Source organism: Desulfarculaceae bacterium (assembly GCA_020444545.1).
Lineage (GTDB): Bacteria > Desulfobacterota > Desulfarculia > Desulfarculales > Desulfarculaceae > Desulfoferula.
Window position 1 is genome coordinate 780,889 of record JAHLKT010000001.1, and the last position, 22,335, is coordinate 803,223.

The 22,335-nt window shown below is 68.4% G+C and carries 16 protein-coding genes and 2 tRNA genes; 12 read left to right on the forward strand and 6 right to left on the reverse strand.

Annotation, left to right across the window (positions count from 1 at the left end; genetic code table 11):
- Window positions 1–56 precede the first annotated feature (56 nt).
- From KQH53_03675 to KQH53_03685, 3 genes are all read right to left on the reverse strand, one after another.
- Entirely contained in the window at window positions 57–3,041 is a 2,985-nt protein-coding gene (locus KQH53_03675) for an FAD-dependent oxidoreductase (protein MCB2225755.1), read from the reverse strand.
- Window positions 3,042–3,113: 72 nt separating this feature from the next.
- Window positions 3,114–3,632: a 4Fe-4S binding protein gene (locus KQH53_03680; protein MCB2225756.1), complete on the reverse strand. Its 519-nt coding sequence runs from the start codon at window positions 3,630–3,632 to the stop codon at window positions 3,114–3,116.
- Window positions 3,633–3,674: 42 nt separating this feature from the next.
- Window positions 3,675–5,807: a molybdopterin-dependent oxidoreductase gene (locus KQH53_03685; protein ID MCB2225757.1), complete on the reverse strand. Its 2,133-nt coding sequence runs from the start codon at window positions 5,805–5,807 to the stop codon at window positions 3,675–3,677.
- 312 nt (window positions 5,808–6,119) lie between these two features.
- Here KQH53_03685 and KQH53_03690 point away from each other — a divergent pair, with 312 nt between their 5' ends.
- The 6 genes from KQH53_03690 to KQH53_03715 all read left to right on the forward strand — a co-directional run bounded on the left by KQH53_03690 (window position 6,120) and on the right by KQH53_03715 (window position 12,487).
- Window positions 6,120–7,898, forward strand: coding sequence for a PAS domain S-box protein (locus KQH53_03690; GenBank protein MCB2225758.1), 1,779 nt, complete (start codon window positions 6,120–6,122; stop codon window positions 7,896–7,898).
- A 103-nt stretch (window positions 7,899–8,001) separates the two neighbouring features.
- Window positions 8,002–8,089: transfer RNA gene (locus tag KQH53_03695), tRNA-Ser, on the forward strand.
- A 49-nt stretch (window positions 8,090–8,138) separates the two neighbouring features.
- Window positions 8,139–8,231: transfer RNA gene (locus tag KQH53_03700), tRNA-Ser, on the forward strand.
- 219 nt (window positions 8,232–8,450) lie between these two features.
- Window positions 8,451–10,304: a M48 family metalloprotease gene (locus KQH53_03705; protein MCB2225759.1), complete on the forward strand. Its 1,854-nt coding sequence runs from the start codon at window positions 8,451–8,453 to the stop codon at window positions 10,302–10,304.
- The gene (locus KQH53_03710) at window positions 10,301–11,674 is read left to right on the forward strand and encodes an alkaline phosphatase family protein (protein MCB2225760.1); all 1,374 of its coding nucleotides are present in this window, start codon (window positions 10,301–10,303) and stop codon (window positions 11,672–11,674) included. Before KQH53_03705 ends, KQH53_03710 begins: the two co-directional genes overlap by 4 nt.
- 117 nt (window positions 11,675–11,791) lie before the next feature.
- On the forward strand, window positions 11,792–12,487 hold the full coding sequence (locus KQH53_03715; protein MCB2225761.1) for a lipid-binding SYLF domain-containing protein: 696 nt from the start codon (window positions 11,792–11,794) through the stop codon (window positions 12,485–12,487).
- A 303-nt stretch (window positions 12,488–12,790) separates the two neighbouring features.
- Here the strand turns inward: KQH53_03715 and KQH53_03720 are convergent, their stop codons facing one another.
- Both KQH53_03720 and KQH53_03725 read right to left on the reverse strand, forming a co-directional pair.
- Window positions 12,791–13,381 (reverse strand): adenylyl-sulfate kinase, encoded by a 591-nt coding sequence (locus KQH53_03720; protein MCB2225762.1) that lies wholly within the window; start codon window positions 13,379–13,381, stop codon window positions 12,791–12,793.
- Window positions 13,378–14,736: an alkaline phosphatase family protein gene (locus KQH53_03725; protein ID MCB2225763.1), complete on the reverse strand. Its 1,359-nt coding sequence runs from the start codon at window positions 14,734–14,736 to the stop codon at window positions 13,378–13,380. Before KQH53_03725 ends, KQH53_03720 begins: the two co-directional genes overlap by 4 nt.
- A 191-nt stretch (window positions 14,737–14,927) precedes the next feature.
- Between KQH53_03725 and ileS the strand changes: the two genes are divergently transcribed.
- From ileS to gcvH, 4 genes are read left to right on the forward strand one after another with little or no spacing between them, the layout of a single operon-like run.
- The gene (gene ileS / locus KQH53_03730; protein MCB2225764.1) at window positions 14,928–17,726 is read left to right on the forward strand and encodes an isoleucine--tRNA ligase; all 2,799 of its coding nucleotides are present in this window, start codon (window positions 14,928–14,930) and stop codon (window positions 17,724–17,726) included.
- A gap of 4 nt (window positions 17,727–17,730) precedes the next feature.
- A complete protein-coding gene (gene lspA / locus KQH53_03735) occupies window positions 17,731–18,201 on the forward strand; it encodes a signal peptidase II (GenBank protein ID MCB2225765.1) in 471 nt (156 codons plus the stop codon).
- 5 nt (window positions 18,202–18,206) lie between these two features.
- The gene (lgt, locus tag KQH53_03740; protein MCB2225766.1) at window positions 18,207–18,983 is read left to right on the forward strand and encodes a prolipoprotein diacylglyceryl transferase; all 777 of its coding nucleotides are present in this window, start codon (window positions 18,207–18,209) and stop codon (window positions 18,981–18,983) included.
- On the forward strand, window positions 18,961–19,365 hold the full coding sequence (gene gcvH / locus KQH53_03745) for a glycine cleavage system protein GcvH (protein MCB2225767.1): 405 nt from the start codon (window positions 18,961–18,963) through the stop codon (window positions 19,363–19,365). The genes lgt and gcvH overlap by 23 nt, the downstream gene beginning before the upstream one ends.
- 19 nt (window positions 19,366–19,384) lie before the next feature.
- Here the strand turns inward: gcvH and KQH53_03750 are convergent, their stop codons facing one another.
- Window positions 19,385–20,533 (reverse strand): GGDEF domain-containing protein, encoded by a 1,149-nt coding sequence (locus KQH53_03750; protein MCB2225768.1) that lies wholly within the window; start codon window positions 20,531–20,533, stop codon window positions 19,385–19,387.
- A gap of 191 nt (window positions 20,534–20,724) precedes the next feature.
- Between KQH53_03750 and KQH53_03755 the strand changes: the two genes are divergently transcribed.
- Both KQH53_03755 and KQH53_03760 read left to right on the forward strand, forming a co-directional pair.
- On the forward strand, window positions 20,725–20,922 hold the full coding sequence (locus KQH53_03755; protein MCB2225769.1) for a hypothetical protein: 198 nt from the start codon (window positions 20,725–20,727) through the stop codon (window positions 20,920–20,922).
- A gap of 34 nt (window positions 20,923–20,956) precedes the next feature.
- Entirely contained in the window at window positions 20,957–22,300 is a 1,344-nt protein-coding gene (locus KQH53_03760; protein ID MCB2225770.1) for a TrkH family potassium uptake protein, read from the forward strand.
- Window positions 22,301–22,335: the final 35 nt, after the last annotated feature.

Sequence of the window (22,335 nt, forward strand, 5' to 3'; positions counted from 1 at the left end):
GGCCCCAGCCTAACCCGGCCTCATGGCTTTGGCAAGGCGCATGGGGCCTGCCGGCCTCAGCGAACCCCGGCGAACTGGCGGGCGGCCCGCCGGCGGGCGCATTCGGGGCAAATCACCTCCCCGCCCATGCCCTCCTTTTGCCGCGGGCTCAGGCGGCTGGCCACCCGGTCCAGGTATAGCTGGGGCAGATAGGGCTTGCCGCAGGCATCGCAGGTGAGCAGGGGCAGCTCGCGAAGCACCGTGCCGGCCAGGGTGGTCTTGCGCACCCCGTCCCGGTCCATAAGCCGGATGGCCCCGGTGGGGCAAGCCGCCGAGCAGGCTCCGCAGCCGATACAGCGGTCCGCCGCCTGATGGAAGTCGATGAGCGCGCTGCGGTTGGCCGGGGTCTCGCGGAAGTGCAAGGCCCCCACCCCCATCTCGGCGCAGGCGGTCTGGCACAGGCCGCATCCGATGCACACGTCGCAGCGCAGGCAGCGCCGGGCCTCGCCCAGGGCCATGGCGTCATCGAGCCCCAGCTCGGCCTGCTCGAAGCTGTCCGCCCGCTCCAGGGGGGGCAGCTTGGGGATGTCGGGCCGCTTGAGGCTGGCCTTTTGGTCCGCTTCCACCAGCAGGGGGGCCACCACCGCCCGGGGGGTGGGATAGGTGTCCGCCGGGTCCAGGGCCTCGCCCTTGAACTGGGCGTCCATGGCCAGGGCGGCCCGCTTGCCCGCGGCCACCGCCTCCACCACCGTGGCCGGGCCGGTCACCACGTCGCCGCCGGCGTAGAGCCAGCCCAGGGAGGTCTGGCCGCTGAGCATGTCGGCGTTCACCGTCTTGGCGCAGAGGTTGTCGTCGTGGGCCCAGGGGCCCAGGCAGGCCAGGTCCGGCCGCTGGCTGATGGCCGCGATGATGGCCCCGGCCTCCATGATGAACTCGCTGCCCTCCATGGCCTGGGGGCGGCGGCGGCCGGTGGCGTCCGGGGGCCCCAACTCGGCCCGCAGGCACTTGAGGCCCGTGACCTGGCCATCCTCGCCCACCACCTCCACGGGCATGGTGAGAAAGGCGATGTTGATGCCCTCGGCCAGGGCGTCGTCGATCTCCTCGCCGTGGGCCGGCATCTCGCCCCGGGTGCGGCGGTAGCTGATGGTCACCTCGCAGCCCAGGCGGCGGCAGGTGCGCGCCGCGTCCATGGCCGCGTTGCCGCCGCCCACCACCACCACCTTGGCGGCCGGGGCGCCCTGGGTGCCCAGGGACACGCCCCGAAGGAAGGTGATGGCGTCGTGCACCTGGGGATAGTCGGTCTCGCCGGGGATGCCCAGGCGGTAGCCCTCGTGGGCCCCGATGCCCAAAAACACCGCCTCGTAGCCCTGCTCCTTGAGCTGGTCCAGGGTGAAATCGCGGCCCAGGGCCTGGCCGTTTTTCATCTCCACCCCCAGCTCGGCGATGGCCTGGACCTCGGCGTCGATCACCTCGCGGGGCAGGCGGTAGGCCGGAATGCCCAGGAAGGTGGTGCCGCCCATGACCTCCTGGGCCTCGAATAGGGTCACTTGGTGACCGGCCAGGGCCAGGAAGTAGGCGCAGGTCAGGCCGGCCGGGCCGCCGCCGATCACCGCGGCCTTGTGGCCGCTGGCCGGGGCCAGCTCGGGCCGGGGGTAGTGGCCCTGGTCTTCCAAAACGTGGCGGCAGGCCACCGCCTTCATGGCCCTAATGCTGATGGGCGTGTCCAGTTCCTGGCGCAAGCAGGATTTCTCGCAAGGGGCCGGGCACACCAGGCCGCAGATGAAAGGCAGAGGATTGTCCTTGCGCATCACCTCCACCGCTTCCACGTAGCGCTTTTGGCCGATCAGGGCCATGAAGGAGGGGATGTCGATGCCCGCCGGGCAAGTGGCGTGGCAGGGGGCCACCAGGGGGCGCAAACAGTCCATGGCCGCGCAGGGGATGCCCTGGGCGTGGGAGACCCACTCCTCGCGGAAGTGGCGCAGGCTGCTGGTCAGGGGCCAGGCGGCCGGGGAGTTCATGGCCTCCAGCTGCCCGGCGATGGCCTCCAGCTGCTCCACCACCTCCGGGCCGCCCCGCCGGATGCGCAGCTGTATGATCAGGCGCACCGCGTGCCAGGTGAGGGTGCGCGAGGCGTCGGAGGGGTGTTCGCCCAGCTGGGCCAGGCGGATCATGGCCTTGCGGGTCAGCTCCACCAGACAGCGCTCGGCCCCCACGGCCAAGAGGGTGGCGAAGCCGGGGTTGGCCCCGGCGGCCATCATCTCCTCGGGCTCCAGGGGCAAATCGGTCATGTCCGGGGGCAAAAAGCCGCCCGCGCCGGAATCCAGGGCCAAGGCCCGGGGCGGGTGCTTGGGGTCCGGGCCTCCGGCCAGGGTAAGCACCGTGCCCAGGGTGTTGCCCAGGGACACCTCCACCAGGCCGGGCCGGGCCACCGCCCCGCCCACCGTGATCAGGCGGGTGCCCGCCTCGCCGCCCGGCGCGGATGCCAGGTCGGGGTGGGTGAGGATGCGCTTGATCTGATACCAGGTCTCCACGCAGCAGATCAGGCGGGGGGCCGTGTCGGCCGAGGGCGCGTTGAAAAGCTGCCCCACCCTGACCTCCAGCTCAAAGGCGCTGCCCGCGGGCAGGCCCCGCCACTTCAGCTCGGCCATGGCGTTGAGTAGCGCGGGCCGGTGCCGGGACAGGCTGGAATCCAATAGCACCAGGGCCCGGGAGGCCCCGCTGGACAGATGGGCCAGGTAGAGCGCCTCGATGAGCCCGTAGGGGTCCATGCCCAGGAGCCGGTCCTCGGCCTTGGACAGGGTGTCGCGCTGGCGGGCGTCCACCACCATCTCGCCCGTGCCGCCCTGCTGGGCAAAGGCCCACCAGGAATGGAACACCGGCTCGGCCGGGGTGGTGCGGCGGCGCAGGCCCGCGGCCCGGAGCTGCTTTACCGCGTCGAGCGCGTCCAACTGGTGCAGCTCAAACCCGCCGGCGGCCAGATAGGCGTCCAGGTCGGCCAGACCGGGGCGCTGGGTGCGCTCCAACAGGGAGTGGGGAATGGAAAGGGGTGCTTGCGGAGCCATAACTGCTGCCTCGAAGATCGCGGTTAACCCCCCGCCGGGCGGGGGGTTCGGATTAGGGCCGCCCCCGGAGGCCTAGACCTTGGGGTTGAAGTGGTCGCGGGCCACCGCGGCGGCGAAGCGCTCCCGCTGGCCGGTGGGCAGATTCTCGGCGCTGCCGAAGTCCAGGCACTGGGTCAGGCACTTGGTGACGCAGGCCGGCTTGAGGCCCTGGTCCACCCGCTCCATGCAATAGTCGCACTTGACCGCCTTGGCCGTGACCGGGTTCCACTGGCAGGCTCCCCAGGGACAGGCGGTGATGCAGCTCTTGCAGCCGATGCACAGGCTGGGCTCGATGAACACGATGCCGTCCTTGGCCCGGCGCTTGATGGCCCCGGAGGGGCACACGTTCATGCACCAGGGTTCCTCGCAGTGGAAACAGGGCATGAACACGAAGCGCACCCGGGGGATGTCCTTAACCTCCACCGGGCCCACCGACATGTTCTTGCACAAGGACGGGCCCATGGGCAGGTCCTTGTTGGTTTTGCAATGAATCTCGCAAGCCAGGCAGCCTATGCAGCGCTCCGAGTCTTGCAGAAGGAAATATTTGCTCATTTCGCTCCTCACAGGGTGAGGGTTATAGGCTTCACCCGGCCCCTAGGCCTTGGTCACTGTCACCACCGTCTCGGTGAGGTTGTTGCCCCCGCCGGCCGGGTCATAGTCGGTCAGCTTGCCCTTCATCAGGCGCTGGTCGGCCATGCCCTTTTTGTAGGCCCGGGTCTGCAAGGGAACCGTGCGCCCGAAGCCGTGCACCATGAAGGCAGCCTCGGGGTGGATGTACTCGGTGACCTTCACCTTGCCCACGGCCTCGGCCCCGTCGGAGCTCACCTTGATGGTGTCGCCGTCGGCGATGCCCAGCTCGGCCGCCACCTTGGAGTTTATCCACAGGGCGTTCTCGGGCATCAGCTCGTTGAGCAGGGGGTTGTTGGTGCTCTGGCCGTGGGCCAACCAGCCCACCCGGCCGAAGACCAGGTTGAACTGGCCCGGCTCCTTGGGCGGGGCCTCGTAGAAGGGGGCCAGGCTGGGCAGCCCCGCCTCGCTGAGCACCGGGGAGATGATCTCGATCTTGCCCGAGGCGGTCTTGAAGCCCAGGCCGTCCTCGCGGTCGCGCATGATGGCGTCCTTGGCCAGGCCGATCACGCCCTTTTCGCGAAGCTGGGCCGGGCTCACCCCGGTGCCGTCCAGCTGGTAATGCCAGATGTCCTCGATGGTCTCGAACTCCAGGGCCTCGCTCTTGCCCATCCGCCGGAGGATCTCGCGGAAGATCCACCAGGCCGGCCGGCTGTCGAAGCGCGGGGCGATGCACTGGTCGCGCACCTGAAGGCTGGGCTTGCCGCCCTTCTTCTGGGCCACCAAGCTGCCGCGCTCCAGATAGGTGGTCTCGGGCAGGATCACGTCGGCGTACCAGGCGGTCTCGGAGTAGTTAACGTCGATGGCCACCAGCAGGTCCAGCTTGTCCATGCCCTTTTGGATGGCCTCGGGGTCCGGAATGCTGGTCAGGGGGTCGTGGCGGTAGGCGAAGTAGGCCCCCACCTGATAGGGCTCGCCGGTGAGCATGTTGGCGAAGAGCATGTGGGCCAGGCCGGGGCCGGAGTCCCAATGCTTGTACTTGGTGCCGATCTGGTCAACCCGCTCGTCGGTGGGTTTGGTCACCCTGTCTTCGAGCTTGTTCACGCCCTTGAGGCCGTAATCCCCCGGTCCCTTGGCCGCGATCAGGCCGCCGGTTACCTCGAAGTTGCCCATAAGGGCGTTGAGGATGTGGGCGGTGCGGCTGGTGTGGAAGCTCTGGCGGTGACGGGCGGTCATCCAGCCCAGGTGGAAGATGACCTGGGGCGCGTCGGCGGCGATCTCGCGGATGGCCGCCTTGATCTCCTCGGCGCTCACCCCGGTGACCTTCTCGGCCCACTCCGGGGTGTACTCCTTTACGAAGCTCTCCAGCTCGTCGAGGCCCTCCACCCATTTGCTAACGAATTCGGCATTGTATAGCTTTTCGGCCAGGACAACGTTGATCCAGGCCAGGTTGAGGGCGTACTCGGTGTTGGGCCGGATCATCCAGAAGCGGCTGGCCTTGGAGGCGGTGAGGGTGGCCCGCACGTCGATGTAGGTGACCTTGGCGCCCTTGCCCAGGGCCTCGATGAAGTCCTTGGCCTCCTTCACCTGCAGCGACTCGATCATGTTGCGGCCGTAGAGCACCAAATGCTTGGTGTTCTTGATGTCCATGCCCCAGTCCTTGCGGCCCATGCCGAAAAGGCTCTTGGCGGCGTGGTGAGCGTTGCGCCCGCAGGTACAGTCGTGGTTGAAGTAGTTGGGCGAACCCAGGGACTTGATGAAGGTCTTGGTCAGGTCGTTGAAGGGGCCGCCGCGGTCGGAAAGGGCCACGCCCTTGCCGCCGTACTTCTCGATGACCTCTTTCAGCTTGTCCGCAATGTAGTCCAGGGCCTCGTCCCAGGTGGCCCGGCGCCACTGGCCGGAGCCCCGGGGGCCGGTGCGGATAAGGGGGTACTGGGGCCGCTCGTCGTCGTACTCAAAGGGGATGCCCGCCGCGCCCTTGGCGCACAGGCTGGTGCCCATGCCCTTGTCGTTGGGGTTGCCCTGAACCCACACCACCCGGCCGTCTTCAACCTCTACTTGGATGGGGCAGCGCACCGCGCACATGCCGCAGATGCTGTAGACCGTCCGGCGGCCGGGGCTGTCCACTCCCGAGACGTTGGGAGCCTTTTTGCCGTCCATGCTTCCTCGCTCCTAGACAAAATGAAACAACGGACCGGTTGGGAGGTTTTTCCCCGAACGGCAACGCCAGCCGGGGCCTCGAGCCGCTGCATCGGCCCGGTCCTCGTTATGATGTGCAAAACGATATAACCGCCTGCCATTCCTACCCAAGCAATAGGATAGGCTGGCCGGCGCTTGTTCCCAAGATACTACAAGCTCCCCGAACCGTCCAGCCCGCCGGCTGAGCCGCGCCTCATTTAAATTGCTTGCCTTTTCCGGCTTATGTTTTGGATACTTATTGCCGTTGCTCACCCCCGGGGGATAAAAAGTCCCATGGACCAGCGCCTGACCAGCACCTTCAACACCAGCGCGGTCATCTCTTATGTGCGCCGCCGCCGCCCGGAGATGGTGCCCCGGCTTCTGGAGGGCATGGACCGCCTGGCCGGGATGGAGCCCGCCCGCGTGGAGGAGGTGCTGGGGCACAGGGGCCGTTGGGTGCCCATATCGGTGTTCAGCGAGCTTTTGCGCCGGACCCGGGAGGAAATCTTCCTCGATCCCCAGGCGCCCTATGCCATCGCCTTCGAAGCCATGGCCTTTTTCACCTGGGGGCCGCTCAAGAGCCTGTTCATGCGCCTGGTGGGCACCCCGGCCAACCTGGCCCGGGGCGCCCCCTGGCTCATCCACCGCTTTTCGCGCTCCATCAGCTCCATGAAGGTCAGCGGCCTGGGCGAGGACGGCTGCGTCCTGCACGTGCGTTGGCACCAAGACCCCTGCCTAAGCCACAACAATTGCCTGTTCACCATGGGCTGCCTGGCCGCCCTGCCCTTGTGCTTCGGCCGCCCCCCGGCCCGCCTGGAGGAAGAAGCCTGCTTCTTCCAGGGCGCCCCGGAGAGCGTCTGGCGCATGGGCTGGGTTCATCTGCCCCTAGGCGAGCGCCTCAAGACCCTGCTCTACGGGGTGAACGCCCGGCGGGCCCGTTTTTTGGTGGACAGCCTCAACCAGCACGTGCGCCAGGTGGAGCTCCTCAACCAGGAGTCCAAGCACATGGCCGAGGCCCTGGCCCTGGAGCAGGAGCGCTTCCGCATCCTCAGCGAACAGTCTCCCCTGGGCCTGGCCTTTCTGGACGCCCGGGGCAACTACCTCTATACCAACCCCGCCTTCAACTCCATGTTCGGCTACTCCGCCGAGCTGGTGCCCGACGGCCGCGCCTGGCTCCAGCTGGCCTTCCCCGATCCCGTGCGGCGCGGCCAGGCGGCGGCCGCCTGGAAGGCCGACCTGACCAGCGGCCGGGAGGGGGCCCTGCGCGAGCGGGTGTTCCGGATCACCTGCGCCGACCAGGGCGAAAAGGACGTGCTCTTCCGCTCGGTGGGCCTGGCCGGGGGCGAGCAGTTGGTGCTCATGGAAGACGTGACCAGCCGCCTGGCCGCCGAGCGCCGCCAGCAGCGCCAGGCCGCCCGCCTGCGCGCGGTGGTGGAGGGCAGCCCGGACGCCATCTTGCTGGTGGACGCGGCGGGCAAGGTGGTGTTGGCCAACCGGGCGGCGGCCGGTTTGCTCAAGGGCGGCCTGCCCCCCCAGGGCGACCCGTGGCTGGACCTGCTGCCCGCCGACCGGCGCTCCTGGGGCCGCGACCTCATGGAATGGGTGGTGCAAGGCAAGGTGGCCCGCGAGGAGGTGGAGATCGCCCTGGGCGGCAGCCCCAGCACCTACGAGGTCCTGGTCCTGGCCCTGGACGCGGGGCTCATCTACCTGAGCTTCCGGGACATCGGCCACCGCCGCCGCCTGGACGAGCAGCGCCAGGAAGCGGCCCGCCTGGCCGGGGTGGTGGAGCTGGCCGGGGCGGCGGCCCACGAGCTCAACCAGCCGCTGACCTCGCTTTTGGCCAGCAGCGAGCTCATGGCCATGTACAGCCAGCCGGATGATTTGCAGCGCCAGGCCCGGCGCATGATGGCCGACGCCCAGAGCCTGGCCCGCCTGGTGGAGCGCTTCGGGCGCATCGTGCGCTACGAGACCATGGAATACCTGCCCGGCCGCAAGATAATCGACCTGGAGCGGGCGGCCCCGGCGACGGGAGAAAACGCCCTGAAACCGGGGCCAAAGGGCACAAACGGTTGACGCCCTCGGGGGGCGGGTGGTACATAAGCACCTTGAGCGGGGCCGGGATATGGCCCCACGGCCCGATGCGCATCCTCCCTCTGGTAAAATTGTCAGGCATCGCGGAGGGATGGCCGAGTGGTCGAAGGCGGCGGTCTTGAAAACCGCTGAGCCGCAAGGCTCCGTGGGTTCGAATCCTACTCCCTCCGCCAACTGAAATATCGCCGCCCAGGGGCGGCTGAACCAATCGATACCGGCCGCGGAGAGATGACCGAGAGGCCGAAGGTGCTCGCCTGCTAAGCGAGTGTGGGGTTAAAAGCTCCACCGAGGGTTCGAATCCCTCTCTCTCCGCCACTTTTTGCCAGCCAGCGGGGCCCGGGCCGAATACAGGCCCGGGCCCCCGCTTTTGGCGGCCGCCCTTCCGGCCGCCCCAGCTCCCCGCTATCCACCCCATGGCCGCCAGGCGGCGCGGTTGAAGGCAATGCGCCCGCGTTGTCGTGGTAAAGTTGTAGGCATCCCCGGCGCGGCCGGACGCACGGCCCAGCAAACCAGGCCGGGGGCAAGGGAGTCGCGGTGCTTTTCGCCCAGATCATAGCCTTCATCCTGGTGATGGTGGTCTTCGAGGCCTACCAGCCCGGCAAGCCCGCCTTGGGGCCCTGGGAGAGCTATCTGGCCAGCGCGGTCCTGGCGGCCATGCTCTGGCTGGGGGCGCGTCTGGCGGTTTCCATGCACCTGGGCCGGGCGGGGCTGTTCCGCCGGGGCCGGGGACCGGCCGCGCGGGCGCGCCGCCTGGTGGCCCAGCTGCACGGCGCGGCCATCCTCTGCCTAATGCTCATGATCACCGTGGCCGACCTGAAGGCCTATCTCATGACTTGGCCGGGCATGGCCACCTGGGAGACCCTGCGCGGCCTGGTGGCGGTGGGGCTCTACCTGCTCCTGCTGGCCGTGGTGTGGGGCGCGTCCCACCGCCTGGAGAACGCCGGCGGCCTGGGCGGCCTGGGCCGGGGCGACTATCTGGGCGGCCAGGTGCGCATGGTGGCCCCGGTCATCTTCCCCTGGTTCGCGGTGAGCCTGTGCCGCGACGTATTGGTGCACCTGTGGCCCGGGGCGCGGGCCTGGCTGGACAGCGGCCTGGGCAGCCTGGCCTATCTCATCGTCTTCGTGGGGGCCCTGGCCCTGTTGTTCCCGGCCCTGGTCAAGCGCTGGTGGGGCTGCAAACCCCTGCCCCAAGGCCGGGTGCGCGCGGTGTGCGGCGCGGTCTTGGAGCACACCGGGGTGGCGGTGGGCGAGATGCTCACCTGGCCCCTCATGGGCGGGCGCCTCTTGACCGCCGGGGTGCTGGGGCTCGTGCCCCGCCTGCGCTATCTGCTCATCACCCCCGGCCTGGCCGACGCCCTGGACAACGACGAGCTGGCCGGGGTGGTGGCCCACGAGGCGGGTCACGTGCGCCTGAAGCACCTGTGGTACTACCTCATGTTCTTCACGGGCTTCTTTTTCGCGGCCTATGCCCTGTCCGGTCCCATGAGCCTGGTGATGAGCCTGTTGGTCTGGTGGCTGGCGGGCAGCGCCTGGGGCCTGGACATCCTCTCCAGCGATGGCGCGGGCGGGGCCATGAGCATACTGCTGGCCCTGCCCCTGGTGGTCTTGCTGGTGGTTTACCTGCGCCTGGTCATGGGCTTTTTCATGCGCCACTTCGAGCGCCAGGCCGACCTGTTCTCCCTGCGCGTAATGGGCGCGGCCGATCCCCTGGTGCGGTCCCTGGAAAAAATCGCCACCCTGTCCGGCGACACCCGCGACACCCCTTCCTGGCACCACTTCTCCATCGCCCAGCGGGTGGAGGCCTTGCGTAGGGCCGAGGCCGAGCCCGGACGCATCGCGGCCCAGGCCAAGCTGATCAACCGGGGCCTCAAGGTGTTCTTCATCGCCCTGGCCCTCACCATCGCGGGGGGCTTGGCCGTGGACCACCTGGGCCTGGACCAGATGGTCAAGCAGTCCACCGTGGCCCGCCTGGTGGAGCAGGAGATCGCGGCCCACCCCCACGACGCCCGTTTGCACATGCAGCTCGGCGCGATTCTCTTCGAGCAGGGCCGGGAGCGCGAGGGCCTGGCCCGTTTGGAGGGCGCCCTGGCCCTGGCCCCGGGCGACCCGGAGGTGATCAACGGCCTGGCCTGGTGCCTGGCCATCGCTCAGGACCCGGCCCTCAAGAACCCCCGCCGCGCCCTGGAGCTGGCCCGCCGGGCGGTGACCCTCTCGCCCTCGGCCCACATTTGGGACACCCTGGCCGAGGCCTACTTCGTGAACCACGACTACCACCGTGCGGTGGCCGCGGCCCGGGCCGCCCTGGCGGCCAACCCCCGCCAACGGCGCGAGTATTACGAAGGCCAATTGCGCCGCTTCCAGAACGCCCTGCAACAGGAGAAAAGGTGATCCCCCGCCGGGCGGCGGTGATCGGCCTGGACTGCCTGGAGCCCTCCCTGGCCTTCGGCGAGCTGGCCGGGCACATGCCCCACCTGAACACCCTGCGCGCACGCGGCCGCTGGGGCCGCCTCACTTCCTGCATCCCGCCCATCACCGTGCCCGCCTGGATGTGCCTGGCCACGGGCCAAGACCCGGGCCAGCTGGGGCTCTACGGCTTCCGCAACCGGCGGGATCACTCCTACGAAGCCATGGCCACGGCCACGGCGGAGATGGTCGAGGCCCCGCGCCTGTGGGACCTGGCCGGGGCGGCGGGGCTCACCTCGGTGGTGCTGGGCTGGCCGCTCACCTATCCCGCCGCGCCCCTCAAGGGAGCCATGGTGGCCGGTCCCCTGACCCCGGCGGGCTCGCGGCAAGGGGTGTGGCCCGCCAGCCTGGGGCCGCGCCTCAAGCGCTGGGCCGGGGGGGAGTACCTTTACGACATCCCCAACTTCCGCGCCGCCCCCCGCGCGGAGCTGGCCGCCCGCCTGGACACCATGGCCCAACGCCGTTTCGCCGTGGCCCACGGCCTGCTGGGTCTCTACGCGCCCGAGCTGTTCATGATGGTGGAGATGTCCTCGGACCGGCTGCACCATGCCTTTTGGGGCGAGCCGGACATCCTGGCCGCGCACTACGCCCTGCTGGACCGCCTGCTGGGCGGGCTGGTGGCCGCCCTGCCCCCGGAGACCCTGGTGCTGGTGGTGAGCGACCACGGGGCCAAGAGCCTGGAAGGAGGCCTGGCCATCAACCAATGGCTGCGGCACGAGGGCTACCTGACCCTCAAGGAGCCGCCTGCCGGGCCCGCTCCCCTCACCCCCGACATGGTGGACTGGCCCCGCACCCTGGCCTGGGCCGAGGGCGGCTACTACAGCCGCATCTTCTTGAACGTCGCGGGCCGCGAACCCCAGGGCGCGCTGCCCCCGGAGCGGGCCGAGGACCTGGCCGGGGAGCTGGCCGCCAAGCTGGAGGCCCTGGCGGGCCCGGACGGGAGCCCCCTGGGCAACCAGGTGTTTCGGCCCCGGGACATCTACCGCGCGGTAACGCGGGTGGCCCCGGATCTGATTCTGCACCCCGGCGGCCTGGGCTGGCGGGCCCTGGCCACGGTGGAGCCCGCGCCCGAGCCTATCTTCACCCCGGGCAACGACACCGGCCCGGACGGAGCCAACCACGCCCAACACGGAGTGCTGGTGGCCGCCCTGGCCGGGGGCGCCCCCCTGGGGGAGGCGGGCCAGGAGCTAGACGGGGCCTCGCTTTACGACGTTTTCCCCTCCCTGGGCGCCTGGTTGGACCTTGATGCGCCCTTGCAAGGCCCCGGAACCGCCTGGAACTGGCTTCCCGCCTGATCCCCGGACTTATATTTTTTTGCTTCCAATCCGTTCAGGCGCGTATCTTAAAGAGTTAAGAGAGAGGTTTTTCCCAACCCTGTTTCCAAGGAACCCAATTTCGGGAGGAGTAAAGATATGCGTTTGAAATACAGCCTAGTGGCTTGCTTGACCGCCCTGGCCCTGATGGCCTCCATGGCGGTGGTGGCTTTCGCGGCCGAAAAAGACAAGGCCGTGCTCAAGGTAGACGAGGCCACGGTGGTGGTCATGAAGATGATGGGCACCGAGGACAAGGGCGTGGCCCGCGACCTGCTCAAGAAGGCCAAGGCCGTGGCCATCTTCCCCGGCGTGTTCAAAGCCGGCTTCATCGTGGGCGGCGAGGGCGGCACCGGCGTCATCCTGGCCCGGGTCAAGGGCGGCTGGACCGGCCCCGCCTTCTACACCATCGCGGGCGCCAGCGTGGGCTTCCAGATCGGCGCGTCCTCCACTGACTTCCTGATGATGGTCATGACCAACAACGGCCTGGCCGGCATCCTCAAGGGCCACGCCAAGCTGGGCGGCGACGCCTCGGTGGCCGCCGGTCCCGTGGGCCGCACCGCCAGCGGCGGCAGCACCTTCTCGGGCAAGGACAGCGACATCTACTCCTACTCCCAGAGCGCCGGCGCCTTTGCCGGGGTGTCCCTGAACGGGGCTGGCCTGGAGTTCGACGCGGAGCGCACCAAGGCCTACTACGGCAAGTCCTACACCGCCGAGCAGATTCTCAAGGAGAACAAGGCTCCCAAGCCCGGTTCGGCCATGAAGCTCATCAACGAGCTGAACAAGTACAGCAAGTAGTCTCCGCGCCACCCGGCGCGAAGCAGGCCCCCGGCATCCGCCGGGGGCTTTTTCGCGTCCGCGTTAAGGGGAAGAAAAAAGAAAGATTAAAGAAAAAAGTTTGGAATAAGGAAAAGCGGGCTTGGCGGGTGGGGGCACCGTCGCCGTTGTGGTTGGGGGGCGATTACGCCGCCCCGCTCGCGGCACAGCCAGGCGCCCCTAGGCTAGGCGTCCGGCAAGCGACAGCCGGAGGCGTAGTAAAACTACGTCGAGGCTGGAGCGAGGCGGCAACAACGCCTAGGGGTGGCTGGCGAAGCCGCCCGCTTACAAGTAGCCCAGGTCCTTGAGCCGCGCCACGATCTCCGCCTCCTCATCATCGCTGTAAACCGCCGCATCCTTCGCCGTATGCGGGGCCGGCCCGATGAGCCCCGCCTCGCCCAGATAGGCCAGCACCCGCGCCAGGCTCTCGCCCGGCCCTTCCTGGCCGGTGGGGCAGCGCACCTCCGGGTCGGCCGGGGGCTCGTAGGCCCCCTCCAACGCGGCCAGGCCCTCCCCGCCTTGGGCCAGGGCCGAGGCGTAGCGCCCAGCCTGGTCGCGGTTGATCCGCTGCTCCAGGGGGCAGTCCAGATGCACCTCCACGTAGTCGCCCAGCGAGGCGCGTACCTCGCGGCGCTCGGCGGCACGGGGCGCGGCCAGGCCCACCACGCAGGCGGCCCCGCCCTGGTTGGCGCGGGACGCCAGCCAGGCGGCCTTGGCCCCCAGGGGCTCGCCCAGGTTTTCGCGAAGCTCGGCTTCTTCCAGGTGCAACACGGCCAGGCCCAGCGCCCTCAGGGCGCGGCTGAGCATGCGGCCCAACGTGGTTTTGCCGGATGCGGGGGGACCGGTTAGCCAGACGGTGAAGCCCGTCCGGCTCATAAGAGGCTTTCGCCCTCCATGCCCGGAGGAGTGTTGAGGCCCAGCAGGCTGAGCACGGTGGGGGCCAGATCCTGCAAGCGGGGCTCGCCGCTGCGCAGGCCCTCCTTGATGCCGCTCACGTAGAACAGGGCGTCGTCCTTGGCGGGCATTCCCGCGCGCTCGGGCGGGGCCACCAGGCCGCTCACCCCCAGGTTGGCCTTGAAGTCATAGCCCGGGGCGGGCTCCACCACCAGATCCGGGGCGCGGCTCAGCTGCGGGCCGGAGTAGATCTCCTCGCGGCGGTGCACCTTGGCCACCAGGGGCTCCTCGGTCTCGGGGTGCACCAGGCCGCCGATGCGGTGGATCAGCTCCTCGCGCAGGTCCTCGTAAGGCCTGCCCTGCACCACCGAGCCCTTTTGCTCCCGTCCCTCCAGGTTCAAATAGATGCGCCCGGGGATCAGGCTGTAGGCCTTGGAGTCGCCGTGCAGGTTCTTGAGCTCCTTCTTGCCCTTGCCGAACAAGAGGTAGCCGTTGGCCTCCAGCCACTGGTTCAAATAGACCAGGCCTTTGCTCCGGGTGATGCCGTAGCCGCTGACCAACAGCAGGGGGCAGCTGGGGGGCAAAATCTCGACCAGCTCGCCCAGGTAGCCGTCCAAACGGCGGTAGAACTCGGCCAGGCGGGCCCGGCCGGTGTCGCCGCCCTCGGTCCAGGCGTCCCAGTAGAGGCGATTGATGTGGTCCGGGCCGGTGAGGTGGAGCTGGAAGAACTCCCAGTCGCCCTCGCGCATGAGCTGGAAGGCGGCCTTGAAGCGCCGGGCCAGGGTGTCCCCCAGCTCGGCCAGGAAAAACTCGGGCTCCTCGCTGGCCAGGCTCATGTCCGCCTCGATGCGGTAGTCCATCTCCATGAGGCGGGGGGCCAGCTCCACCGGGTAGGTGGCCTGGGAGAGGTCCGGGCTGAGGAAGCCGCTGACCATGAAGCCGTTGACCTTCTTGGGCGGGAAGGTGAGCGGCACGTTCATCACCCCCACCGGCACCCCGCCGCGCCCCAGCATCTCCCACAGGGTGGGGGCCTTGATGTCGGTCGAGGAGGGGATGAGCACCGAGAAGGGGTCGGGGTGGCGCTCCACCAGGCCGAAGACGCCGTGCTTGCCCGGGTTCACCCCGGTCATGTAGTTGGCCCAGGCCACGGTGGACACGGTGGGCAGGCTGGAGGCCAGGCCCGCGCTGAGCCCCTGCTCCAGGATGTGCCCCAGATTGGGCATCAGGCCCCCGGCCGCCGCGCGGGCCGCGAAGTCCTGGGAGACGCCATCCATGCTCAGGACGAACAGGCGCTTCTTTTGCTGTTCCCGGCCAAAAAAGCGTTTAAGCAGTTTCACTTAACTCCCCTATCCCCCAGGCGAATTACTAATGCAACTCTAGCCGGGCGCCGTGGGGGTGTCAAGGGGCTTGCCCCCCCATGGCCCCCAAGCGCCCCGCGGCCCCGGGCCCCACCCTTGACTTGCCCCTGGGGTGTGGTAGAAAAGTGAGTTTCTAAAGGTAGTTTACGCAATTACTCAGGACGGGCTCCATGGATTACAAAGCGACGCTCAACCTCCCCAAGACCGCCTTCCCCATGAAGGCCAACCTCCCCAAGCGCGAGCCGGAGATGCTCACCCGCTGGAGCGAGGAAAAGCTATACGAGAAGCTGCGCGAGCAGGCGGCGGGACGCACCAAGTACATCCTGCACGACGGCCCGCCCTATGCCAACGGCAACATCCACATGGGCACCGCTTTCAACAAGGTGCTCAAGGACATCATCGTCAAGAGCCGCCAGATGGCCGGCGCGGACGCGGTGTACGTGCCGGGCTGGGACTGCCATGGCCTGCCCATCGAGCACGAGGTGGACAAGAAGCTGGGCGGCGACAAGGCGGCCATGGACCAGATGGCGGTGCGCAAGGCCTGCCGGGCCTATGCCGAGAAGTTCATCGACATCCAGCGGGGCGAGTTCATGCGTCTGGGGGTTTTGGGCGACTGGTACCACCCCTACCTGACCATGAGCTACGACTACGAGGCCATCACCGCGGGCGAGCTGGCCAAGTTCTACGAGCTGGGCAGCGTGTACCGCTCCAAGAAGCCCATCTACTGGTGCAACTCCTGCCAGACCGCCCTGGCCGAGGCCGAGGTGGAGTACGACGACCACACCAGCCCCAGCATCTACGTGGCCTTCCCGCTGGTCACGGACCTGAGCCCCAAGTACCCCGAGCTGGCCGGCAAGGACGCCTTCCTGGTCATCTGGACCACCACGCCCTGGACCATCCCCTCCAACCTGGCCGTGGCGGCCAACCCGGAGCTGGACTACGTGGCCGTGGAGCACGAGGGCAAGGTCTACATCCTGGCCGAGCGCCTGGCGGCCATCTGCATGGACACCTTCGGCTTCGACGGCTGGACCAAGCTGACGGACATCGACCCCCACGACCTGGAGGGCGTCAAGGCCAAGCACCCGCTCTACGACCGCGAGTCGGTGGGCGTGTTGGCCGACTACGTGACCCTGGAGGCGGGCACCGGGCTGGTGCACACCGCGCCGGGCCACGGCCGCGAGGACTACGAGACCGGCCTTCGCTACGACCTGGACGTGTACAGCCCCCTGAACAACCAGGGCCGCTTCCTGGACGACGTGGAGTTCTTCGCCGGCATGGAGGTCTTCGAGGCCAACCCCAAGGTGGTGGAAAAGCTCCGCGAGGTCGGGGCCCTGTTGGCCACCGAGGAGATCAGCCACTCCTACCCCCACTGCTGGCGCTGCAAGCGGCCGGTGATCTTTAGGGCCACGGCGCAGTGGTTCATCTCCATGGAGCAGAACGAACTGCGGGAGCGCACCCTCAAGGCCATCCGCAACGACGTCAAGTTCGTGCCCCGCTGGGGCCAGGAACGCATCTACGGCATGATCGAGAACCGCCCGGACTGGTGCATCAGCCGCCAGCGCTCCTGGGGCGTGCCTATCATCGTGTTCCAGTGCGCCTCCTGCGGCGAGCACGTGCTCACCCCGGAGATGGCGGCCAAGGTCGTGGAGGCCTTCCGCAACGAAGGCGCGGACGCCTGGTTCGGCCGCAGCAGCGAGGAGCTTCTGGGCGATCTGGCGGTGTGCCCCCTGTGCGGCGGCACCAAGCTGGACAAGGAAAAGGACATCCTGGACGTGTGGTTCGACTCGGGCACCAGCCAGGCGGCGGTGTTGGAGCCCAACCCCGGGCTCACCTGGCCGGCGGATCTCTACCTGGAGGGCAGCGACCAGCATCGCGGCTGGTTCCACAGCAGCCTCTTGTGCGCCATGGGCACCAAGGGCGCCCCGCCCTACAAGATGGTTCTCACCCACGGCTTCGTGGTGGACGGCGACGGCCGCAAGATGTCCAAGAGCCTGGGCAACGTGATCCCGCCCCAGCAGGTCATCGACCAGTACGGGGCCGAGGTCTTGCGCCTGTGGGTGGCCGCCGAGGACTACACCGACGACATCCGCATCAGCCCGGAGATCCTCAAGCAGTTGGCCGAGGCCTACCGCCGCTTCCGCAACACCATGCGCTTCATGCTGGGCAACCTGGCCGACTTCGACCCGGCCAAGGACCAGGTGGACCCCGCCACCATGGGCGAGATGGACCGCCTGATGCTGCACCGGCTGCAAGACCTCATCCGCCGCTGCCGCCAGGGCTACGACGAGTTCAACTTCCACACCGTGTTCCACGGCCTGCACAACTTCTGCGTGGTGGACCTGAGCGGCTTCTACCTGGATGTGATCAAGGACCGGCTCTACACCAGCCTGCCCGCCGGCCCCGAGCGCCGCGCGGCCCAGACGGTGATCTACCGGATGCTCACGGCCATGCTCACCCTGGCCGCGCCTATAATGTCCTTCACCGCCGAGGAGGCCTGGGACCACGTGCCCGGAGCCAAGGCTCAGTTCGAGAGCGTGCACATGGCCGCCCTTCCCGAGGTGGACCCCTCGGTGCAGGACCTGGACCTGGCCGAGCGCTGGGCCCGCCTGCTGGCCCTCAGGGGCGAGGTGAACAAGGCCCTGGACATCGCGCGCAAGGAAAAGCTGGTGGGTAACAGCCTGCAAGCCGACCTGAGCCTCAGCGCCAATGCCGAGGACCTGGCCTTCCTTCGGGAAAACCAGGAGGCCTTCGCCGAGATCACCATGGTGGCCTCGCTGAGCCTGGGCGACGATGCCCCGGCCGAGCCCACCCTGGTCAGCGAGGAGGTGCCCGGCCTGGTGGTCAAGGTAGCGCCCACCGAGGCGGGCAAGTGCCCCCGCTGCTGGAACCACACCTCCACCGTGGGCAGCGACAGCGAGCATCCCGAGCTCTGCGGCCGCTGCGCGGCGGTGGTGAGGGAGCTGGCCTAGCCTTATGAAGCGCCGCCTGGTCACCCTGGGGCTCATCGCCCTGGCCGTGGCCGGGGCCGATCAACTGCTCAAAGCCGTCATGGTCCCCTGGCTCAGCCAGGGGCCCGTGGCGATCATTCCCGGTTTCGCCCGTTTCATCCTGGCCTACAACACCGGAGCCGCCTTTTCCTCCTTCGCCACGGTGGAGGGGGCCCGCTGGCTCTTCGCGCTGGCCGCCGTGGTGGCCCTGGGCCTGGCGGTGTGGGCCGCGCTGGGCCCCCTGGGGCGCGGCCGGGGGGCGCTGGTCTGCCTGGGGCTCATCTGCGGCGGCGCGGTGGGCAACCTCATCGACCGTCTCTTCCGGGGCGGCCGGGTTGTCGACTTCGTGGACCTCTACGTGGGAAACTGGCACTGGCCGGTGTTCAACCTGGCCGACGCGGCCATAACCATCGGCGGGGTGTGGCTGGCCATCCTGCTGATCCGCAACAAAGGCTGATCCCGGTGCATCCCGTTCTTTTCAGCATCGGCCCCCTCACCGTGCACACCTACGGGGTGATGCTCGCCCTGGGCGCGGCCCTGGGCCTGTGGCTCTACACCCGCCTGGCCAAGGCCGCGGGCCTGGACCCGGAGCGGGCCATGAGCCTGGCCCTGTGGCTGCTCATCAGCGGCCTGATCGGCTCGCGGCTCATGTTCGTGGCCCTGGAGCCCGAGCAGTTCTTGCACGCGCCCTGGCGGGTGCTGGCCATCTGGGAAGGCGGCCTGGTGTTCTACGGCGGCCTGGGCGGGGCGCTCATCGTGGGCATTTTGCTCATGCGCCGCTGGAAGCTGCCGGTGCTCACCCTCATGGATTGCGTGGCCCCGGCCCTGGCCCTGGCCCAGGCCATCGGGCGCATCGGCTGCTTCTCGGCCGGCTGCTGCTACGGCCAGCCCTGGCAAGACGGCTGGTGCTCGGTCACCTTCAACGCCCCCCTCACCCTGGCCCCCCGGGGCATCCCCCTGCACCCGGCCCAGCTCTACACCTCGGCCGCCTTGCTGGTGATCACCGGAGCCCTGCTTTTGCTGTGGCCCCGGCGGCGTTTCGCGGGCCAAATTTTTTTCGCCTACGGGTTCATGCACGGCATCGCCCGGGTTATAATCGAGACGTTCCGGGGGGACTGGCGGGGCGAGCCCTTCCTGGGCTTTACCCCCACTGCCTGGTTCGCCCTGGGCCTGGCCGTGGTCAGCGCCGCGGCGCTGGTCTACCTCAGCAAACGCCATGCGCACAGACAAGAGGACTAGCGTGAACTTTCCCGACGACGTGAAATATCATCCCGACCACATGTGGGCGCGCCCCCTGGCTGGCGGCGAAGCTATCGTGGGCATCACCGACTTCGCCCAGGATCAGCTGGGCACCGTGATCTTCGTGGACCTGCCCGAGGCGGACCAGGAGCTGGCCGTGGGCGAGGAGCTGGGCGCGGTGGAAAGCGCCAAGAGCGTCAGCGACCTCATCAGCCCGGTGAGCGGGGTGGTGCTGGAGGTGAACTCCGAGCTGGAGGAAACCCCGGACCTGCTCAACAACGAGCCCTACACCAACGGGTGGATCGCCCGGGTCAAGCTGAGCGAGCCCGGCGAGCTGGACGACCTGATGGAGGCCGAGGCCTACGAGGCCACGGTAGGTTAGCCCTCGTTAAATACGCGGGCTAAACCACCACCTGGTTGCGCCCCGCCTCCTTGGCCTGGTAGAGGCGGTCGTCGGCCCGGCGCAACACCTTGTCGAAGCCGTCGCCGTCGTCGGGATAAGCGGCCAGCCCCAGGCTGGCCGTGACCGGCGGTGCGATATCCCCGCTGGGCAGGGCGAAGCGCTTGTCCGCGATGGCCCGGCGCAGTTTTTCGGCCACCCTGGCCCCGTCTTCCTTGGCGGTCTCGGGCAGCACCACCAGAAACTCCTCCCCCCCATAACGCACCACAACGTCCTGCGAGCGCACGTTGGCGGTGATGACCTCGGCGAAATCGCTGAGCAGGCGGTCCCCGGCGGGGTGCCCGTGGGTGTCGTTGAAGGCCTTGAAGTAGTCAATGTCCAGCATTGTCAGGCAATAGCGCCGGTGGGGCCGGTCCGGGGGGTCTTCCAGCTTGTGCACCAGCTTGGCCAGGGCGGTGCGGTTGCGCAGGCCGGTGAGCTTGTCGCGGTAGGCCATGCGCTCGGTCAGGTTGAAAACCCGAAGCACCACCCGGTCCAAATAGAAGACCACCAGAATCCCCACCCCCAAGGCCAGGGCCAGCTGCACCGCGAACACCACGCTCACCGCGCGCCAGGTGCGCGAGGACTCCCGGGCCAGGTCGGCCTGCTCATGGTTGTGGTGGTCGTGCAGGTGCAGGTAGTACTTTTTGAAGATGGAGTTGAAATCCTTGGCGATCTTGGCCAAGCGCTCCCGGCCGTCGGCCTGATCGCCGGACATGATCCGGTCCAGGTCCTTCTGGTAGCTGGCGTAGGCCCGGCTTATGCCCTCGGTGCGCCCGGCCACCTGATCCCGGGCCGGGCCCGGGGGCAGGGAGTTGACGTGGCTCCAGAGTCCGTCCAAGGACATCTGGGCCACGGAGCGGTTGTCCTGGTAGGCCTCCTGGTAGGCGGGGTCGTTGTCGTTGCGGTAATAGCCTTCCGCGTCCAGGAGCATGGAGTGGATGGCCGAGTGGAAGTTGTCCGCCGCCTCCAGATGGCTGGAGAAGTCCACCAACTGGATCACGTTGGCGTGGAGCTGGTTCATGGACAGCCAATAAAAGCCGTAGGAGGCCAGGAGCACCAGCACCAGCACTCCCACCGCCACTTTAAAGCCCAATTGCTTGACTGCCATGGCCGCTTCCCGGTGCGAGGATCGGAGTTTCGCCTTGGGCAAGCTCTCCCCAGTCCCGGTAGGGGATGGGAGGCTTACCCTAGTACGATAGTAGCCAGGCCAAGGCGCCGGGCGCAAGGGGACAAGCCCCTTTGACAAGCGGAGGCCCAAGGCTTAAACTCAGGGGCATTGCGATTGCGGGAGGAGAAACCATGTGTGATTGCTGCGGCAAGACCGGCTCCGGTCATATCCACCATCACCATGACCACGAGCACGGCGAGGGACACCACCACGGCCACGAGCACGGTCATGAGCATTGCCACGGCCACGAGCATCCCCACGCCCCGGCCGGGCCCAAGCCCATCGTAACCCTGATCCAGCCCGCCCCGCCCCGAGAGAGCGGCGAGTAGCCGGCGCGGGGCGAGCCCCGCCCCGCCATAAGTCATGTCCAACTGGCTGACTCCCTCGCGCCTGGTGCTGGCGTCCTTTGCGGCGTTCATCCTCCTGGGCGCGGGCCTGCTCTATCTGCCCGCCATGCAGTCCCCCGACGGGGTGGACTTCCTGGACTGCCTGTTCACCTCCACCAGCGCGGTATGCGTCACCGGCCTGATCACCGTGGACACCGCCACCGCCTGGTCCTCCTGGGGCCAGGGGCTCATCCTGGTGTTGTTGCAGGCCGGCGGCCTGGGCATCATGACCTTCTCGGTGGCCCTGCTTTACCTGGCCCGCAAGCGGCCCGGTCCCAAGGCCCACCTGGCCCTCAAGGGCGCCCTGGGCCCGGTGCCCGGCGGCGAGATGAGCCGCCTGGTGCGCGACGTGCTGCTCTACACCTTCCTGCTGGAGGGCATCGGGGCTGCGGTCTTGTTCCTGCGCTTTCTCAAGGACTTCCCCGCTCCCCAGGCCCTGGCCCAGGCGGTGTTCCACTCCATCAGCGCCTTTTGCAACGCGGGCTTCAGCCTGTTCAGCGACAGCCTGATCGGCTACGCCACCGACCCCACGGTGAACCTGACGGTCATGGCGCTCATCGTGCTGGGCGGCCTGGGCTTCGTGGTGCTGCGTGAGCTTACCGCCCGCCTGCGCCGCCCCAAGGACGCCCCTCCCCGGCGCATGTCCCTGCAAGCCCGCCTGGTGCTGGCCACCAGCGGGGTGCTCATCGTGGGCGGGGCCATCGCCCTGCTCAGCGCGGAGGCCCTGGCCAAGGGCCCGGCCTGGAACCAGGGCTTCTGGCCGCTGTTGTTCCAGACCATCACCCCGCGCACCGCCGGGTTCAACACCATCCCCATGAACAACCTGAGCAACGCCTCGCTGGTGATCATCATGCTCTTGATGTTCATCGGGGCCTCGCCGGGCTCCACCGGCGGCGGCATCAAGACCACCACCATCGCGGTGCTCTTCTCCCTGGCCGTGAACCGGCTCAAGGGCCGCCCCGGGGCCCAGGCCTACGGCCGGACCGTCCCCGAGCGCCAGGTGGAGATGGCCCTGTTGTTGGCCGTGGGCACCGCCCTGGTCTTGATCACCGCCGTGGTGCTGCTCGCGGCGGTGGGGGTGGCCGACGGCGGCCACGTGCGGCGCGACTTCCTCTACCTGGCCTTCGAGGCGGTGAGCGCCCTGGGCACGGTGGGGCTGTCCTTGGGCATCACCCCGGAGCTGACCCCGGCGGGCAAGGCGATCATCATCGTGCTCATGTTCGTGGGCCGCCTGGGGCCGCTGGCCTTTGTCTACTCCCTGGTCCAGCAGCTGCGCGAGCCCAGCTACCGCCTGGCCGAGGAGCGGGTGATCCTGGGCTAGGCCCTGGCGAAGCGCTCCGGCGGGGGTATGCTTTT